Raw genomic sequence first — 17,834 nt, 5'->3', positions numbered from 1 at the left:
TGGGCATTTCAAAAAGCACTCAAAAATCAACCTCTCAAACAAAAACCACCAAAGAGAGCATGGGGATTGATATTGGGCAGATTCGTGAACTTATTGATTTGATGGAAGAAAAAGACCTAGCAAATCTAGAAGTTGGCAATGATGATGGTTATGTCCATTTGGCTCGCAATGTTGCTGTGCAGACGGTTGCTGTGCCACAGGCGGTTGCTCCTGTTGGCGGCGTACCACAAGCCACCACGCCAAAAGCCCCAAGTGGCAAGGTCGAGACATCGCCGATGGTGGGAGTGTTTTATTCAGCACCTAGCCCAAATGACCCTCCATTTGTCAAAGTGGGTCAAGAGGTAGAAGTGGGCGACCAGCTTGGTATTATTGAAGCCATGAAAATCATGAACCCACTAGAAGCCACCCAAAGCGGTATCATTGAAGAGATTTTGGTGTCCAATGCTGATGTGGTGCAGTTTGGTCAGCCTGTGATTCGTTATAAAGCATAAGGCTGGGACGACATGATTAAAAAACTACTCATCGCCAATCGTGGCGAGATTGCTCTGCGTATCGTGCGAGCGTGTAAGCAACTGGGTATTTCGACGGTGGGTGTGTATTCGGTCGCTGATAAGGATTTGATGCATTTGCGTTTTTGTGATGAAGCGGTGTGCATTGGAGCGGCTTATAGCACCCAAAGTTATCTTAGCATTCCCGCCATCTTGACCGCTGCTGAAATCACAGGGGCTGATGCCATTCATCCTGGTTATGGTTTTTTGTCCGAAAATGCGGAGTTTGCCGAGAAGGTTGAGGAAGCAGGTCTGATTTTTGTCGGACCAACCCCTGAGCACATCCGTCTGATGGGTAACAAAGTCTCTGCCATTAATGCCATGAAAGAGGCAGGCGTGCCAACGGTGCCTGGTTCGGTAGGGGCGATTACCCTGCACAATGCCGAAGAGCAAGCACGCAAGATTGGTTTTCCGCTGATTGTCAAGGCTGCCGCTGGCGGTGGTGGTCGTGGCATGCGTGTGGTGGAGCGTTTTGAGGAGCTTATCAGCCAAGTACAAGCCGCTAAGACCGAAGCCAAAAACGCTTTTGGCGATGACACGGTGTACATGGAGAGATTTTTAAAAAATCCTCGTCATGTCGAGGTGCAGGTGTTAGGCGATGGCAATGGCAATGCTTTGCATTTGTTTGATCGAGATTGCTCGCTCCAACGCCGTCACCAAAAGGTACTCGAAGAAGCCCCAGCTCCTGGTATTCCAGATGATATTAAACAGCCGATTTTGGACGCTTGTGTGCGTGCATGCAAACAAATAGGTTATCGTGGGGCAGGGACGTTTGAGTTTTTGTACGAAAACGAAGAATTTTTCTTTATTGAAATGAATACCCGTGTTCAGGTGGAGCACCCTGTAACTGAGATGATTACAGGCATTGATATTATTGTTGAGCAATTAAAAATTGCCGCAGGGTATGGCTTATCTTATCATCAAGACGAGATTACCATTCGTGGACATGCAATGGAATGCCGTATCAATGCCGAAGACCCTAAGACGTTCATGCCGTGTCCTGGCCGCATTGACAACTTATTCGCCCCTAGTGGGTCTGGCGTGCGTTTTGATAGCCATCTGTATCAAGGGTATAGCATTCCAAGCTACTATGATTCGATGATTGGTAAGCTGATCTGTCATGCTCAGACACGACGACAGGCTGTCCAAAAAATGCTTCATTCGCTTGATGAGCTGATTATTGAGGGCATCAAAACCAATATCCCGCTTCATCGAGATGTGATTTTGATTGATGAGCGGTTTACCGAAGAGGCTCAAAATATCCATTATCTTGAAAATCATCTGCTAAAAGCATAAGCGAATATGACATAAAGGGCGAACCGACGTTTGCCCTTTTTTGCGACACGATTTGGCGTAAAAGTCTAATGAAGTTGACGTGAATGACAATGAGCTGTTGGTGTCGGAATGGGGGTTAAATTAACTGTTTTTTGGCATAGTAAATATCCCTGCATGCACCCGCCCAACTTTGGTGCTTTTAATGAGTGTGGCACAAAACGGTTGTAATATCTCATCAAGGGGTCTATCTGCTTCGATGTAAAAACGTGTGTCAGCATGATAAAGCTGATGTGAGATGATGGCGTGAATGATGGCGTGCCATAAATTTAGAGCATAGGGCGGGTCGATAAACACCACATCAAAAGGCGTGCCAAGCAAGGGTATGGCGTGCTCAGCGGTATTGTTGATGATGGTTAGGTTGCCTTTGGTAAGTTTTAGGGTGTCAGCATTTTGTTTGAGTTTGCCAGCTTGGGCGGTGTTCGGCTCTATGAATGTTACGTGGCTTGCACCTCGTGATAACGCCTCAAAACCCAGTACGCCAGAGCCTGCACAAGCATCTAGCACAGTTGCACCAAAAATATCTGCCATCAGCCAATTAAAAATCGTCTCACGCAAGCGGTCAGGTGTGGGGCGTAGTCCATCGGTATCAATAAAACTGATGTTTCGTCTTTTAAAGTGTCCGCCAATAATGCGTACTTGGCTTGGTTTGGCGGATTTGGTCATGATGATTTTTTCTCTTGGGCTTTTACTTTGGCTTTTTCAGCTTCCATTTTGGCAATTTTTGCTTGCATGGCTTGACGTTTGATGGCTCTGATTTTAACAAGCTCTTCCTCGCTAGGAGGTAGTATGGGATTTTTCTCTCGCTGGAGAATCCAATAGTCAAATAACACTCGCCCAATCGGCGCAGCGACTTTACCACCGCCCCCACCATTTTCGACAATGACTGCCAGTGCAATCTGAGGGTCGTCCACAGGGGCAAACCCTGTAAACCACGCATGGTCCCAGTGGCGAGAGCTAAGGGCGGCTTTATTGTAGGTTTTGCCCTGTGCGATGGATTTGACCTGAGCGGTACCTGTCTTGCCCGCCATGCGATAGCGTGAGGTATAGATGTTTTTGGCGGTGCCTCGCTTGACGGTATCTTCCATAGCAATGTGCATTCTGTCCCAATCAGAGGGCTTGCCGTTAAAATTAATCACGCCATCTGGCTTGTCAATGATTTGAACGGGGGCTGCCCCCTCAGAGCGTTTTAGAAGGTGCGGTGTTAGGTGTTTGCCTTTGATGGCGGTCATGGCACTGGCGTTGGCTACTTGTAATGGGCTTGCCAAAAACGCCCCTTGACCGATAGAGACAGAAATGGTCTCGCCAGGCAGCCATTCTTTTTTGTAGGTATCCATTTTCCATTTTGGGGAGGGCATGATACCTGCTTTTTCGTTGGGTAAATCAATGCCTGTTTTTTTGCCAAAACCAAACTCACTCATCCAGCTGTGTAGCTTATCAATACCGAGTTTGTAGGCGGTTTTATAATAATAGGTGTCCACCGACATGATGATGGATTTACTCATGTTCACTGTGCCGTGTCCGCCTTTTTTCCAGTCACGAAATTTATGACTGTCGCCTGGTAGACTAAAATAACCAGGGTCAAAAATCGTATCTTCCCAGCTCATCGCCCCGTAATGTAAAAAACCCATACTCTCAAAAGGCTTGATGGTGGAGGCGGGCGGATAAAGCCCTTGCAAGGCACGGTTATAAAGTGGCTGGTCAATGTCGTCTCTGAGTGCTCCATACTCCTTGCTGGAAATGCCAGAAACAAAAGGGTTGGGGTCGTAGCTGGGGTTAGAGACAAAGGCTAGCACCTCGCCATTTTTTGGGTCTAATGCCACGATAGCACCACGTCGCCCAGCGAGCTGGTCTTGGGCGAGTTTTTGAAGTCCATAATCTAGGCTTAGATAGAGGTCATTGCCTGCCACAGGAGGCTTGGAGTCTAGTCGTCTTAGCACATCGCCGTGAGCATTGGCTTCTACGGATTGATAACCGGGTTTGCCCAGCAGTATTTCCTCGTATTGAGCTTCGATGCCGATTTTGCCAATCAAATCTGTGCCTGCATATAGGGATTTGGTGTACTCATCTTCGGATATTTTTTTAAACTCTTTGTCATTAATTCGTCCCACATAGCCAATGACATGAGCAAACAGTTCATCATGAGGGTAAACACGAGAGAGCTTAGTTTGGATACTGACCCCACGAAAAAAAGGTTTTCGCTCGCTAAATGTGGCGATTTGCTCTTCGCTAAGACCGATTTTGATGGTAACGGGGTTGTTTTTGGATTTGTTAATTCTGCTGAGTATGTCATCAACCTCTTCTTTGGTTAGCCCAAAGATTGGCATGAGTAATTCTAGGGTGTGCTTGGGATTTTCAATCTCATCAGGGCTGATGACGGCAGTAAAAACAGGCGTATTATCAGCAAGCAAAATGCCGTTTCGGTCATAAATATAGCCACGAGAGGGTGGGTCTGAGATGAGTTTAATGCGGTTATTTTCGGCGTTAGTTTGGTATTTGTCGTATTGGTTAATCTGCAAAAACCCATAGCGAGCAATGAGTCCCATCATGCCCAAAAACACCATGATACAAGCCACCACCACTCGTCTTTGAAAAACACGAGTGCTAAGGTCTGAGTCGTTGGAGCGTGGTTGGTTCATGGGTGGTTGGCGACAGACAGGCTAATTATAAGCCGATGATTATAGCATATTTTTAAGGTGTGAAGCAATTTTTGCAAAAATGGCATGGCGGATATTAAAAGTAATGATTTGTAAAAATTGCCAATTTAGTTGGGTGTTTTGGGTGGGATTTTTGGAAAAGTAATTAAAATTATGGTAGAATTAGCCAATTTTGTTTTATTTTGTCAATTAGCCGTTTAGCCGTTGCCAAACTTACCCAAAAACAGTTTAAGATACCCCTATGTTTTCGACCATTTGGCAGGCTCTTGCCGCTCACCCTGAATTCATTGCCATGCTAACCATTCCGCCCGTTACCGCCTTTGTAACATGGGCTCATGTGTGGATGGCATTAGAGATGTTGTTTCATCCCATCAAGTTTTGGGGTATTCGTGTGCGTAATATGCCGTGGGGCTTACAGGGCTTGGGCTGGCAAGGCATTGTCCCCGCTAAGGCAGGCAAGATTTCAGGGGTTATTGTCGATCAGGCACTCTCAAAACTGGGTAATATCGATGAATTTTTGCAGGCGATGGAGCCTCGTGAGATGGCGGAATTCATCACAGAGACGGTGGATAAAAACCTAGAAAGTCTCATCGATGAGATTATGTTGGAGCGTTATTATGCTCTGTGGACGCATACCCCTTATGCCATCAGACGGCGAATTTATGCTCACGCTCACAGCGAAATGCCGGAGATTATGAAGTCTTTGGTTATCGACCTTACCACCCACGTCGAGGAACTGGTGGATATGCGAGCGATGATCGTCAAACGCATGGAATCCGACCGTAAACTCATGGTGGATATGTTTTTGAGGGTGGGCAAAAAAGAAATTAACTTCATTTGGAAAATCAGTGCTGTTATTGGTTTTGGCTTTGGCATTATTCAGATGGGGATTTTTTATTTTGTGCCACAGCATTGGACGGTGCCGTTTTTTGCAGCAATTTGGGGGGCATTGACCAACTGGATTGCGATATGGATGGTGTTTAATCCTGTTGAGCCACGCCCGATTTGGTTCGTTCGTCTGTTTCGCTACCAAGATGGTAAGGTCTATCCAATGTTCCCCCACGTTCATCGCTACTTGTGGCAGGGTGGTTTTATGAAGCGTCAAGATGAGGTCTCAACCGTCTTTGCCCAGATTGTGGTAAATGAGTTAGTTACCTTAGAAAATATCATGAGCGAGATGATGTATGGTGTGCATTCAGCAAAAACTCGTGAGCTTGTCAAATCGCACCTGTACGAACTGCTTGAATCGCCAGTGGTTAAATCTATCCTAAGAATTGGCATGGATAGTCGTGAGCTAGATGCCTTTAAGGATATTATCATTGATAAATCTATTGATGCAACCATGATACCCATCAGAGACCCCAAGCTTAACACTTCTAGGGCGAGTAAGATTTTTGGGCTGTTTGAAAGTCGCATCAGAGAACTTTCGCCTCATGAATTTCAGAATCTGCTTCGACCCGCCTTTAAAGAAGATGAGATGACGCTGGTGATTTTGGGGGCGATTACAGGGCTTTTGGCAGGGTGGCTACATTTGGTGGTGGTGTTTTTTTGATGAACGCATTTTGTATTTTAAGTACTAGGGCGTGCTAAACCTTTATAACACTCTTTACAAAACAGAAAAATTTTAGAAAAAATTAATCGCTTTTGCATTAAAAATGGCTAAATCTTGTTTTTCATCGTCAAAAGCTCGTTTGATAGAATAACTATCAAACTTCACTTTTTCCTTGAAAAACTTACGATTTTTCTCATTTTTAATGGCAAATACAAAAGTTCAGCACGCCCTAAAACGATAAAAATTTTGAGAATTTCCTATGTTAATCACTGAATTGGGTTATTTTGCGTTATTACTTGCCTTAATGCTGTCAATTTTGCAGGCTGTATTACCCACGCTAGGTATCATAAAAAAACAAGTCGCATGGCAACGCCTAGCTCCCAGTTTGGCACTGGCTGGGTTTTTGGCGATGATGATGTCGTTTTTGGGGCTGATGGCAGGATTTTTGTTTAATGATTTTAGTTTGGTGTATGTTGCCAGCCATTCCAATAGCCTACTTCCTTGGTACTATAAAATCTCAGCGACGTGGGGTGGACATGAGGGTTCACTGCTGTTATGGATGACGATTTTGTCAGCGTGGTGCATGCTCGTGGCGATATTTAGTCGTGGATTGCCACTGGACATGAGGGCTAGGGTGCTTGCGGTGCTAGGAGGCGTGCAGGTAATGATGTTATCCATGCTGACCTTTACGTCAAGTCCTTTTAATCGCACCCTGCCAAATTTGCCTGTTGATGGTGTGGACTTAAATCCACTACTTCAAGACCCTGGTTTGATTTTTCATCCACCCATGCTATATATGGGCTATGTAGGCATGGCAGTGCCATTTGCGTTTTGTATGGCGGCATTGTGGGCGGGGCGACTTGATGCGGTGTGGACACGTTGGTCTCGTCCGTGGACGGTGGCGGCGTGGGCGTTTTTGACGCTGGGGATTGCCATTGGGTCGTGGTGGGCGTATTATGAGCTTGGTTGGGGAGGCTGGTGGTTTTGGGATCCTGTGGAAAATGCTTCACTCATGCCTTGGCTGGCTAGTACCGCTCTGATGCACTCGCTGGCTGTTACTGAAAAACGTGGTGTGTTTAAGGCGTGGACGATTATGCTTGCGATTTTCTCCTTTGCCTTATCGTTACTTGGGACATTCTTGGTGCGTTCAGGGGTAATCACTTCGGTGCATTCTTTTGCTGCCGACCCCACAAGGGGTATGGCTATCTTGGCGATATTGGGGGTGGTTATCGGTGGTGGGCTACTGCTGTTCGCTTTGCGTGGTTGGAAGCTGACTGTGGAGAGTTTTTATAAACTTAAATCACGAGAAACCATCTTAGTGATAAATAACATCATCTTATTGGTAGCAACCTTGGTGGTGCTACTTGGTACGTTGTACCCCATCATTGCTGATGCCTTTAAGCTCGGTCAAGTCTCGGTAGGACCTCCATATTTTAATGCGTTATTTGTACCACTGACATGGATTTTGCTTGCCTTTATGGGAGTGGGAGCAACCATGCGTTATAAGCATGACAGTCGTTCTTTTACAAAGTTGCTAATGGGCATGGGGCTATGCAGTCTTGTGCTTGGTGGGGTACTATGGTACATGATAAATCTACTGGGTCAAAATACGTCTTTTGAACATGGTATTTATATCACAGCGATGTTATCGGTATGGGTAATTGGGTTTATGGTGCTAGATATCAAGGACAAAACTCGTCATTCAAAGGGTTTGTTCAATGGTCTTAAAAAACTGACTCCTAGCTACTATGGCATGCAAATCGCTCATATTGGCGTGCTGATTACAGCACTTGGTGTGGCGGGTGTGTCAGCCCTTAGCGTTGAAAAAGATATTGCCATGACGGTAGGTGATAGTACCCATGTGCAAGGCTATGACTTTTATTTACAAGAATTTGAAACCATTAAGGGTTCAAATTATGATGCCATACGTGCCACTGTGCAGGTAAAAGCAGACGATGCTCTCATAACCACACTCTATCCAGAAAAACGAAATTATGTAATCTCAATGATGCCCATGACTGAGGTAGGGCTAAGAGCAAGCCTACTAAACGAGATTTATATTGCATTAGGCGAGCCAATTGCTGGCAATCATGACACATGGGCGGTGCGAGTATATGTCAAGCCGATGGTGCGTTGGTTGTGGTTTGGAGCGATTGTCATGGCATTGGGTGGTTTGGTTGCCATGCTAGATAAGCGTTATCGCTTAAAACCCAAAACACACCCATTTGATAAGGAGTAAGCTCATGACCAAATCCAAAAAATATACCATTATTTTTATGATACCATTGGCGATATTTCTTGTGTTGATGGTGATGTTTTTTAATCGCTTGGGTAAGCCCAGCGATGTGGTCATTGCTACCTCAATGAATAAGCCATTGCCTGCATTTAGTCTGCCCTTATTATCCAACCCTCAACGCATGATGGCAAACACCGACCTGCCAAAAACACCATTTTTACTCAATGCTTGGGGGTCGTGGTGTCCGACATGTCGGGTGGAACATCCGTTTTTGATGGAGCTGTCAGCACAAGGCGTGCCGATGGTGGGACTAAACTATAAAGATGAATTGCCTGATGCCCTGCAATACCTCAATCAGTACCAAGACCCATTTGTATTTTCTTTGCAGGATTTAGATGGTCGGTACGGTCTAGATTTGGGATTGACAGGAGCTCCAGAGACATTCGTGGTTGATGGCACAGGGGTGGTTTATCAGCACATCACGGGCGAGATTAGTCAAGAAAACTGGACATCTAGCATTAAGCCATGTATGGACGCACTAACCAACCCCAATGCAGATGAATCAGAAAAAACCAAGGCGTGCCAATCATGAATATTATCAAATCATTCATCGTCAGTGCAGTGTTGGTAGTGAGCGTGTCAAGTTTTGCTACTATTGATATTTATGAGTTTAAGAGTGCCGAAGATGAAACTCGCTATAAGGCACTCATTGAAGAGCTTCGTTGTCCAAAATGCCAAAACCAAAATTTGGCAGGTTCGGACGCGCCGATTGCGGTGGATTTAAAAAACCAAACTTATCAGATGATTATGGACGGCAGAAGTGATACTGAGATTCGCCAGTTTATGTTTGACCGTTATGGCGATTTTATCAGTTATAAACCACCGCTTCGACCATCGACATGGATTTTGTGGATTTTCCCGCCGATTTTATTGGTGGTGTTGATATTAGGTTGGCTCTACAAAGCCAGAGCAGGGCGAGTGGCGACAAATGAAGGAGTGGTCTCTTTGTCGGCAGATGAGGAAGCTAAAATTGCCAATATCTTGACCAAGCACCAAAGCCTCCACAATAAACCCTGCAAAGAGGATAAGTCATGACCCCAACGCTGTTATTATTTTTTAGTCTTTCGGTATTGCTTTGTGTTTTGCTTGCCTTAGTGGTAATTTTCCCTTGGTTAAGAGGGCAAAAGGTGGTGGACAATCAGCTTATGGTGGTCAATGTGGCGGTGTTTGGCGAGCGTATCGCTGAGTTAAATGCAGACAAAGAAGCGGGGCGGATTGATGAAGAAGCGTTTAAGGCTGGGGAAATTCAACTCAAACGTCAGCTCTTGGACGCTCAGACTTATGTGGAGAGCCATGCACCTGTTGGCATAAAAAGCCGTCTGATTGTCATGGTGTGGATTCCTATTTTGACGATGTTGGCTTATCTGACAAGTGGGGACAGAACCTCTGTATTTGGACTTTGGCAAGCACAAGATTCGGTGGGTCAAGTGGCAGATGATCTATTGACAGGTAAGATTGACACACCGCCAACATGGGCAACCAAAGACAGCACTGCCTTGATTTCTGCCATGCAAACCAACGTCCATCAGCACGCTTATGACCCGGATCGTTGGATGAGATTATCCGAGCTTTTTGTGGCGTTAGAAGCGACACCGCAGGCGTTGGAGGCGTTATCAAGAGCATATCGCTTAGACCCTACCAATGACGAGATAGCCATGACGTACGCCCAGACCAGCTTTTTTGCTAATAATGGTTTGCTTGATGCAACTGCACGTGGGGTACTACAAGACATTTTGACACGAACACCCAAGCATGAGGGTGCGATGATGATGATGGCAATGGGTGAGACACGTGCCAACAATTTTGATAAGGCAAAGGCGTGGGTGGCTCGGCTTCGTGATAGTATTACCAGCGAAAGCGGGGTAGATAGAAATGCGGCACTGTCTAGCCTTGACGAATTGCTTGCCACCATCAATGCCCAAGAAGCCACCATGATGGCAGGTGTAAATGTTGGCGTAAGCGTGGCAGAGACATTGCTTGCTCAGGTTGATGGTGGCGCGATGTTGTTTGTTTCCATCTCTGATGTGGCGGGGGGAGCTCCATACGCTGTGAAACGCCTATCGGTTGGTGAGCTTAGAGATGGAGCTTTGCAAGTGTCGCTTAGTGATTTAGATGCGATGATGCCAAATCGCACCTTGACAGCAGGCCGTGAAGACGGAGTAAGTTTTGTGGTTAATGCTCGTATCAGCCACACGGGGGGGGCATTGAGCGAATCTGGGGATTTTATGGCAAATCCTGTGATTCTAAAAAAGGGTCAAAATTCAGTACAATTGCAGATTTCTCAGATTGTCCCATAAATACCAAACGACATATTCATAAAAACCGCTTGAATAATGAATGGATGTGGAGTATAGTGTGGGACGCAATCATTGTGATTACATAAAGTTACAATGTGGTATTTTAAGTTTTTTGTGTTTTGTGCGAGCTGTTTTAAAAACAAGGTATCGCACCTAATTTATCATGTAGGAGAGTATGATGATGCGTATTATTTTATTAGGTCCACCTGGTGCAGGTAAAGGCACACAAGCCAAACTCATTGCTGAAAAATTCAATATCCCTCAAATCTCCACAGGGGACATGCTTCGTAGTGCCATCAAGAGCGGCACGGAGCTTGGTAAAATCGCCAAAAGTGTCATGGATGCAGGGCAGTTAGTGTCTGACGATTTGATTATTAATTTGGTAAAAGACCGTTTGGCAGAGCCTGACTGTGTGGGTGGTTGTATTTTTGATGGTTTTCCACGTACCATTCCGCAGGCAGAGGCATTGGCACAGGCAGGGGTGGATATTGATTATGTGATTGAAATTAGCGTGCCTGATGATGAGATTGTCAGTCGTATGTCTGGTCGCAGAGCCCATCTTGCCTCTGGGCGTACCTATCACATCATCCATAACCCACCAAAAGTCGAGGGCAAAGATGACGTTACTGGCGAGGATTTGGTGCAACGTGATGATGACAAAGAAGAGGTGGTAAGAGACCGTCTGTCGGTGTATCACACCCAAACCGCTACATTGGTTGGACATTATCAAGAAGTTGCCAAATCAGGCGAAAATGCACCAAGCTATCATTGCTTTGACGGCACTAAGTCTATCGATGCTGTCAAAGATGAGATTTTTGCGGTATTAAAGTAACCTCAGACAAGTTGCGATAACACATCAACCATGCCATAAGAAATCTTGGGCATGGTTTTTTTGTAAGTGGCAAAGCATCGTTTGATGGTGTGGTAAGTGATTGACTGGGTGTTTTGTAGGAAATCAGCATATTTGTTGTATTTTTGTTGCATGTTTGGGTGTTTTGTGATATGGTTATTCCAAATTGGCATTATCCATTCACAAAAGGAGGTATCTGATGATAACCGAATCTTTGGTAGAGATGTCGAGATGGCAATTTGCTATCACAGCGATGTATCATTTTTTGTTTGTGCCTTTGACATTGGGACTGACGTGGCTGTTGGTCATCATGGAGGCTACCTATGTCATCACAGGCAAAGAAATCTGGAAAGACATGACCCGCTTTTGGGGTAAGCTTTTTGGCATTAACTTCGCCTTGGGGGTAACGACTGGGATTACGATGGAGTTTCAGTTTGGTACAAACTGGGCATATTATTCGCACTATGTGGGCGATATTTTTGGAGCACCCCTAGCCATTGAAGGCTTGATGGCATTTTTCTTGGAATCCACAATGGTAGGGCTGTTCTTTTTTGGGTGGGATAAGCTTAGTCGAGTTCAGCACTTGATGACCACCATTGGTGTGGCACTGGGCACAAACTTATCCGCCGTGTGGATTTTGGTGGCAAATGGCTGGATGCAAAATCCTGTGGGAGCTGAGTTTAACTATCACACCATGCGAATGGAGATGACCAGCTTTGCCCAAATCGTCCTAAACCCAGACGCTCAGAACAAATTTGTTCACACCGTCTCAGCAGGTTATGTGGTTGCGTCCATCTTTGTGCTTGGTATTTCGGCATGGTATCTGCTCAAAGGGCGTGATATTGCCTTTGCCAAACGCAGTTTTCATGTAGCGGCGGCTTTTGGCTTTGCGTCTGTATGTAGCGTGATTGTGTTAGGCGATGAATCTGGCTATTCTATTGGACAAGCTCAGCAAACCAAGCTTGCCACCATGGAGGCTATGTGGGAAACCGAGCCTGCTCCTGCTGGCTTTAATGTCATTGCCAGCATCAATCAAGTCGAACAAAAAAACGACTGGGCGGTGCATATTCCCTATGTCATGGGGGTCATCGGTACACGTTCGTTTGACAAGGAAATCTTGGGTATCCATGACATCAAAGAGCTTAACCGTGTTCGCATTATGAATGGAGCGGTAGCGGTGGATTTGCTTGACCAAATGCGTGCCGACAAAGCCCAAGGGGTCGAAAGCTCGCCTGCCACCATTGCCAAATTTGAGCAATACAAAGATGATTTGGGCTTTGGTCTACTTCTTAAAAAATACACCGATGACATCAAAACCGTAACCCCAGACATGGTACAAAAAGCCGTCGATGATAGTGTCCCTAGCGTTACTCCGATGTTTTGGACATTTCGCATTATGGTGGGCTTGGGCTTTTTGATGCTTGTCTTGTTTGCCTTATGCTTATTTTATGCCCTCAAAGGCACTTTTGCCGAGAAAAAATGGTTGCTCAAATTCGCCGTTGTCATGCTCCCTGCCCCTTGGATTGCAGTAGAGATGGGGTGGTTTGTCGCCGAATATGGTCGCCAACCTTGGACGGTATATGGGGTATTACCCACCCATTTGTCTGTCTCCACGCTCAGCACCAGTACGGTGGTATGGTCGATGATTGGTTTTATCACGTTTTATACCATTTTGCTTGTGATTGAAGTGTATCTCATGCAAAAATACGTCCGACTAGGGCCTGCCAGTCTTGGTACGGGACGCTATTTTGGCGAACAACCTGCCGATGTTAAAGGAGCATAAAAATGTTATTTGATTATGAAACTTTAAAACTTATCTGGTGGCTACTGGTTGGTGTACTTCTGATTGGCTTTGCCATCATGGATGGTCATGACATGGGCGTGTGCAGTCTACTCCCCTTCGTGGGCAAAACAGACGAAGAACGCCGTGTGGTCATCAATACCGTTGGGGCCCACTGGGAGGGCAACCAAGTTTGGTTTATCACGGCAGGCGGGGCGATTTTTGCAGCCTTGCCCCTTGTCTATGCGACTGCGTTTAGTGGTTTTTATTGGGCTCTGATTGCGGTGCTTTGGGCATTGTTTTTGCGTCCTGTGGGCTTTAAATACCGTAGTATGGTGCATAACCCTACTTGGCGAAATGCGTGGGATTGGGGGCTGTTTGTTGGTTCGTTTGTGCCTGCGGTGGTCTTTGGGGTGGCGTTTGGCAACTTATTTTTGGGTGTGCCATTTAGCTTTGATGAATACTTATTCTCCACTTATACAGGGTCGTTTTTTGCCTTGCTCAATCCCTTTGCCATCTTGTGCGGACTTGTGAGTGCCACCATGCTCATCATGCAAGGGGGCGTGTATTTGGCACACCGCACCGAAGGCGAAATCCAAGCTCGCACCAAAAAATTCACCGCCATCAGTGCCATCATCATGTCTATCTTATTTGTTTTGGCAGGGGTATGGGTGGCAAATTTGGACGGCTATGTCATCACAAGCCAAGTGGACAAAGGAGCATTCATTGACCCCATCAGCAAAGTCGTTACCACTGAAAAAGGGGCATGGCTCGCCAATTTCAAAGCAAATGGGGCGTTGTGGGCATTTCCTGCACTAGGTATCGTCATGCCGATTGTGGCAATGCTTGCCATGAAAGCAGGACGCACGCTGATTGCTTTTGTCTTATCTAGCCTTGCGGTGCTTGGCGTAATTATGACGGCAGGTGTGGCATTATTCCCTTTTTATATGCCTTCGTCAAGCGACCCACGTTCAAGCCTCACGGTATGGGACAGTGCTTCTAGTCATTTGACGCTGATGGTCATGCTTTATGTGGTGGTTTTACTTTTGCCAATCGTGCTAAGCTACACCAGTTGGGCGTATGCTGTCATGCGTGGCAAAGTAACCAAAGCTTATATCAAAGAAAACGAACACACTTTATATTAGGAGCGGCATTATGTGGTATTTTGCGTGGATTTTGGGTTTGGGCTTTGCTGTTCTACTCGCCATCATTAGCGCAGTATGGATTGAGTTTGAAGATGAGCGGAAGTCGTCTTTAAAAAATGATTAACCAGCCCAAATCACAAAAAGCACTCATTTTGGGTGCTTTTTGATATCTAAGGCTAAAAAATCATAAATCCAAAAACTTTGACGCAAATCCGCCTTTGGGTTGTTTTAGGAGTTATTCTGGTGTGCCAATCTACTCTATGATGTCTTGTTTAAAGTCAAAATCAGATTATGTTTTTCTTATTGGAATAAGTAAGCTTATCGACTGGCAACTTTGGTTGAGAATAAACAGGGCGTTGTATTTGGTGTGCTATTTTATTTTTTATACGGCATTTTCATTAAAAATGCGGTCAATGTTGATTATTTTTTTAAATCATTTTTGTGATGGTGCAATTATCTATACTGCTTTTTTCATCAAAATTACGTGTAATCACAACCAATACTGACAAATTATTATTCAAAGCATTTTTATAAAATTTTTTCAATCTTATAAAGGCGTTTTTAAGATGCTCTGATAATATTTGATAATTCACATCATGCCAATATGATGTATACAAATAATGTCCGCTACGAGCCATTTTAGCCAGTGTTTCAAAGGTTGGATACTTTTCCAAACTCTTCTTTATATCTTTTGTATCTAAACTTTGATTAATTTTTTCCAGAAGATTGGTAGGGGTATTGTTCGTGTATTTAATGACAGATAAAAATAAAAAGTCATCGCTATTGATTGACCAAAAATATTGCTCAGAATTTTCAATAATGTTTTTGGTTAATTCTGCACCCCAAAAATGCTCTTTGTCATGATTGGTTATATTTGCCTGAATCGCCCATTCTCCGCCAAAAAATGCACAATAAATTGCGGTTTTGTCATCTTGCGGTAAATTGGTTGTATAAACCGAGTCTGCACCATAACCACTTAGAATATAATGCAAGCCCTCCCATAATTCGCCAATACTAACAAAATTATCATCATTGGGCAAGTTGTTCAAAACTTGCAGTAAGTCCTTTTTCCCTTGATTTGCCAGTTGTTGGTAATATGTGATTTGTTTGTTATTGATGGCATAATAATTGGCGACAATATCCATAATGTTTTCCAAAATAAAAAAAAGACGATATTATATTTCCATAATACCATCTTTTATTCACAAACACAATTAAAACATTACATCACTTCTTTAACCACATTCACCACATTTTCAACCGTAAAGCCAAAATGTTTAAATAAATCTTTGGCAGGAGCGGATTCACCAAACGAGGTCATACCAATCACTTTACCGTCCAAGCCAACAAATTTATACCAATAATCGGCGATACCTGCTTCTACCGCTACTCTGGCACGAATATGGCTTGGCAAGACACTTTGGATATAAGCCTTGTCTTGTTTCACAAAAACTTCGGCACACGGCATAGACACCACACGCACGCCATCAAGCTGTTCATACGCCCCCATTGCCAATTCAACTTCCGACCCTGTAGCAATAATAATCGCCTTTAAGTCGCCTTTTTCTTGTGCCAAAATATACGCCCCTTTGGCAATATCGGCAATTTGTTCATCACTGCGTTGATTAAATGGTAAATTTTGACGAGATAAAATTAAAGCGGTTGGCGTATTTTTACTTAAAATCGCTTGTTTCCACGCAACAGCAGTTTCTACCGTATCACACGGACGCCAAGTATGATGATTTGGCGTTTGGCGTAAGGACGCAATCTGCTCCACAGGCTGATGGGTTGGACCATCTTCGCCAAGCCCAATAGAATCGTGGGTATAGACTTGAATCACTCGCTGTTTCATCAAGGCTGACATACGCACAGCGTTACGAGCATATTCCATAAACATCAAAAAGGTTGCGGTAAATGGAATAAAGCCACCGTGTAGTGCCACACCATTGGCAATCGCTGTCATACCAAATTCACGCACACCATAATGTACATAATTACCATCGGTGTGGTTTTGCACGCCTTTGGCATCTTTCCATAAGGTTAAATTTGACCCTGCAAGGTCGGCACTACCGCCCAAAAATTCAGGCAAAATGCTCGCAAATGAGGCAATCGTATTTTGACTTGCCTTACGAGTGGCAATGGTTTCGCCCTTTTCGTTGCAGGCTTTGATAAACTCATCTGCCTTTTGTTCAAAATCTGACGGCAATTCGCCATTTAAACGGCGTTCTAACTCTTTTGCCAATTCTGGATACTCATTTTTATAACCCTCAAATAAAGTATTCCACTGACTTTCCAATTTTTCGCCTTTGTCTTTGGCATTCCACGCCTCATAAATCGTCGCAGGAATGTCAAATGGCTCATTTGCCCAGCCCAAAGTTTCACGCACAAGTGCTATTTCGTCAGCCCCAAGTGGCGCACCGTGGCAATCTTCTTTACCTTGTTTGTTGGGACTTCCTAGACCGATGATGGTTTTGCAAATAATCAGCGTAGGTTTATTTTTTTCATTTTGGGCGGCAATTGTCGCCTGACGAATTTCATCGGCATTATGCCCATCTACTTTTAATACTTGCCAGTTATAAGATTCAAAGCGTTTGGCGGTATCGTCTGAGAACCAGCCCTCCACCTCACCATCAATGGAAATGCCATTATCATCATAATAAACAATGAGTTTACCCAAATTTAATGTTCCAGCCAGCGAGCAAACTTCGTGGCTAATACCCTCCATCAAGCAACCATCGCCCAAAAAGCAATAAGTATAATGGTCAATTACATCAAAGTTTGGACGATTAAATTGTCCTGCTAAGGTTTTTTCCGCCAAAGCAAAGCCCACCGCATTGGCAATGCCCTGCCCCAGTGGACCTGTCGTGGTTTCAATGCCGTCTGCGTAGCCGTATTCTGGGTGTCCTGCGGTTTTGGAATGTAATTGACGGAAATTTTTAATGTCGTCAATCGTCAAATCATAGCCAGTTAAATGCAGTAAAGCATAATGGAGCATTGAACCGTGTCCATTGGAGAGTACAAAACGGTCTCGGTTTGCCCATTTGGCATTGGTTGGGTTGTGGCGATAAAATTCACGCCAAACCACATCGGCAATGTCCGCCATTCCCATTGGTGCACCAGGGTGTCCAGAGTTGGCTTTTTGTACAGCGTCCATCGCCAAAACACGAATGGCGTTGGCGGTGTGGCGTTCGTTTAAAGGAGGGTTAAAGGTGGGCAAAGTGGTCATAACAACAATCTCAAAAGTTGTGAAATTTTGAGATATTTTAACATAATTTTGTGAAATTGGGGGTAGAATTTTGGGTGGCCGTACTATTATTTATCCTACAAGGCAATTATATTATAACAATTTGTTGTATTTTTTATCAAAGCAAAATTAA

Annotated in this window: 15 protein-coding genes; 11 read left to right on the top strand and 4 right to left on the bottom strand. The window is 44.6% G+C overall.

Annotated features, from left to right (window positions below; translation table 11 throughout):
* The first annotated feature begins 65 nt into the window (after positions 1 to 65).
* Complete coding sequence (accB, locus tag Q4B79_RS03375) at positions 66 to 491, top strand: acetyl-CoA carboxylase biotin carboxyl carrier protein (RefSeq protein ID WP_303085063.1); 426 nt, start codon at positions 66 to 68, stop codon at positions 489 to 491.
* Positions 492 to 503: 12 nt separating this feature from the next.
* Positions 504 to 1,844: an acetyl-CoA carboxylase biotin carboxylase subunit gene (accC, locus tag Q4B79_RS03370; RefSeq protein ID WP_303085019.1), complete on the top strand. Its 1,341-nt coding sequence runs from the start codon at positions 504 to 506 to the stop codon at positions 1,842 to 1,844.
* Positions 1,845 to 1,964: 120 nt separating this feature from the next.
* Here accC and rsmD read toward each other — a convergent pair whose 3' ends face one another.
* Entirely contained in the window at positions 1,965 to 2,546 is a 582-nt protein-coding gene (rsmD, locus tag Q4B79_RS03365) for a 16S rRNA (guanine(966)-N(2))-methyltransferase RsmD (protein WP_303085018.1), read from the bottom strand.
* Positions 2,543 to 4,519, bottom strand: coding sequence for a penicillin-binding protein 2 (mrdA, locus tag Q4B79_RS03360; RefSeq protein ID WP_303085017.1), 1,977 nt, complete (start codon positions 4,517 to 4,519; stop codon positions 2,543 to 2,545). Before mrdA ends, rsmD begins: the two co-directional genes overlap by 4 nt.
* Before the next feature lie 259 nt (positions 4,520 to 4,778).
* On the opposite strand from mrdA, the gene Q4B79_RS03355 reads away from it, so the two are divergent.
* From Q4B79_RS03355 to cydX, 9 genes are all read left to right on the top strand, one after another.
* The gene (locus Q4B79_RS03355; protein ID WP_303085016.1) at positions 4,779 to 6,089 is read left to right on the top strand and encodes a hypothetical protein; all 1,311 of its coding nucleotides are present in this window, start codon (positions 4,779 to 4,781) and stop codon (positions 6,087 to 6,089) included.
* A 259-nt stretch (positions 6,090 to 6,348) separates the two neighbouring features.
* Positions 6,349 to 8,328, top strand: a complete 1,980-nt coding sequence (locus tag Q4B79_RS03350; protein WP_303085015.1) for a heme lyase CcmF/NrfE family subunit — start codon at positions 6,349 to 6,351, stop codon at positions 8,326 to 8,328.
* A gap of 4 nt (positions 8,329 to 8,332) precedes the next feature.
* Positions 8,333 to 8,917, top strand: a complete 585-nt coding sequence (locus Q4B79_RS03345) for a DsbE family thiol:disulfide interchange protein (protein WP_303085014.1) — start codon at positions 8,333 to 8,335, stop codon at positions 8,915 to 8,917.
* Positions 8,914 to 9,420, top strand: coding sequence for a cytochrome c-type biogenesis protein (locus Q4B79_RS03340; protein WP_303085013.1), 507 nt, complete (start codon positions 8,914 to 8,916; stop codon positions 9,418 to 9,420). Before Q4B79_RS03345 ends, Q4B79_RS03340 begins: the two co-directional genes overlap by 4 nt.
* Positions 9,417 to 10,682, top strand: coding sequence for a c-type cytochrome biogenesis protein CcmI (gene ccmI / locus Q4B79_RS03335; protein ID WP_303085012.1), 1,266 nt, complete (start codon positions 9,417 to 9,419; stop codon positions 10,680 to 10,682). The genes Q4B79_RS03340 and ccmI overlap by 4 nt, the downstream gene beginning before the upstream one ends.
* A gap of 181 nt (positions 10,683 to 10,863) precedes the next feature.
* Entirely contained in the window at positions 10,864 to 11,514 is a 651-nt protein-coding gene (gene adk / locus Q4B79_RS03330; protein ID WP_303085062.1) for an adenylate kinase, read from the top strand.
* A gap of 217 nt (positions 11,515 to 11,731) precedes the next feature.
* Positions 11,732 to 13,315: a cytochrome ubiquinol oxidase subunit I gene (locus tag Q4B79_RS03325; RefSeq protein ID WP_303085011.1), complete on the top strand. Its 1,584-nt coding sequence runs from the start codon at positions 11,732 to 11,734 to the stop codon at positions 13,313 to 13,315.
* 2 nt (positions 13,316 to 13,317) lie between these two features.
* Entirely contained in the window at positions 13,318 to 14,457 is a 1,140-nt protein-coding gene (gene cydB / locus Q4B79_RS03320) for a cytochrome d ubiquinol oxidase subunit II (protein ID WP_303085010.1), read from the top strand.
* A gap of 10 nt (positions 14,458 to 14,467) precedes the next feature.
* Positions 14,468 to 14,581, top strand: coding sequence for a cytochrome bd-I oxidase subunit CydX (gene cydX, locus Q4B79_RS03315; protein ID WP_303085009.1), 114 nt, complete (start codon positions 14,468 to 14,470; stop codon positions 14,579 to 14,581).
* Between the two features lie 304 nt (positions 14,582 to 14,885).
* On the opposite strand, the gene Q4B79_RS03310 is transcribed toward cydX, so the two are convergent.
* Both Q4B79_RS03310 and tkt read right to left on the bottom strand, forming a co-directional pair.
* Positions 14,886 to 15,602 carry a hypothetical protein gene (locus Q4B79_RS03310; protein WP_303085008.1) on the bottom strand — a complete coding sequence of 239 codons (717 nt, stop codon included), beginning with the start codon at positions 15,600 to 15,602 and terminating at the stop codon, positions 14,886 to 14,888.
* 77 nt (positions 15,603 to 15,679) lie between these two features.
* Positions 15,680 to 17,683 carry a transketolase gene (gene tkt / locus Q4B79_RS03305; RefSeq protein WP_303085007.1) on the bottom strand — a complete coding sequence of 668 codons (2,004 nt, stop codon included), beginning with the start codon at positions 17,681 to 17,683 and terminating at the stop codon, positions 15,680 to 15,682.
* Positions 17,684 to 17,834 lie beyond the last annotated feature (151 nt).

Origin of the sequence: Moraxella sp., assembly GCF_030525845.1 — a bacterium.
Lineage (GTDB): Bacteria > Pseudomonadota > Gammaproteobacteria > Pseudomonadales > Moraxellaceae > Moraxella.
This window is presented reverse-complemented; position numbering and strand designations above follow the sequence as displayed.

What these genes read in the sequence shown, in the direction of transcription:
- cydX (WP_303085009.1), top strand. Translation starts at nt 14,468, where the DNA reads ATGTGGTATTTTGCGTGGATTTTGGGTTTGGGCTTTGCTGTTCTACTC.
- mrdA (WP_303085017.1), bottom strand. Translation starts at nt 4,519, where the DNA reads ATGAACCAACCACGCTCCAACGACTCAGACCTTAGCACTCGTGTTTTT.
- tkt (WP_303085007.1), bottom strand. Translation starts at nt 17,683, where the DNA reads ATGACCACTTTGCCCACCTTTAACCCTCCTTTAAACGAACGCCACACC.
- Q4B79_RS03325 (WP_303085011.1), top strand. Translation starts at nt 11,732, where the DNA reads ATGATAACCGAATCTTTGGTAGAGATGTCGAGATGGCAATTTGCTATC.
- Q4B79_RS03310 (WP_303085008.1), bottom strand. Translation starts at nt 15,602, where the DNA reads ATGGATATTGTCGCCAATTATTATGCCATCAATAACAAACAAATCACA.
- Q4B79_RS03345 (WP_303085014.1), top strand. Translation starts at nt 8,333, where the DNA reads ATGACCAAATCCAAAAAATATACCATTATTTTTATGATACCATTGGCG.
- Q4B79_RS03350 (WP_303085015.1), top strand. Translation starts at nt 6,349, where the DNA reads ATGTTAATCACTGAATTGGGTTATTTTGCGTTATTACTTGCCTTAATG.
- adk (WP_303085062.1), top strand. Translation starts at nt 10,864, where the DNA reads ATGCGTATTATTTTATTAGGTCCACCTGGTGCAGGTAAAGGCACACAA.
- cydB (WP_303085010.1), top strand. Translation starts at nt 13,318, where the DNA reads ATGTTATTTGATTATGAAACTTTAAAACTTATCTGGTGGCTACTGGTT.
- Q4B79_RS03340 (WP_303085013.1), top strand. Translation starts at nt 8,914, where the DNA reads ATGAATATTATCAAATCATTCATCGTCAGTGCAGTGTTGGTAGTGAGC.
- ccmI (WP_303085012.1), top strand. Translation starts at nt 9,417, where the DNA reads ATGACCCCAACGCTGTTATTATTTTTTAGTCTTTCGGTATTGCTTTGT.
- Q4B79_RS03355 (WP_303085016.1), top strand. Translation starts at nt 4,779, where the DNA reads ATGTTTTCGACCATTTGGCAGGCTCTTGCCGCTCACCCTGAATTCATT.
- rsmD (WP_303085018.1), bottom strand. Translation starts at nt 2,546, where the DNA reads ATGACCAAATCCGCCAAACCAAGCCAAGTACGCATTATTGGCGGACAC.
- accC (WP_303085019.1), top strand. Translation starts at nt 504, where the DNA reads ATGATTAAAAAACTACTCATCGCCAATCGTGGCGAGATTGCTCTGCGT.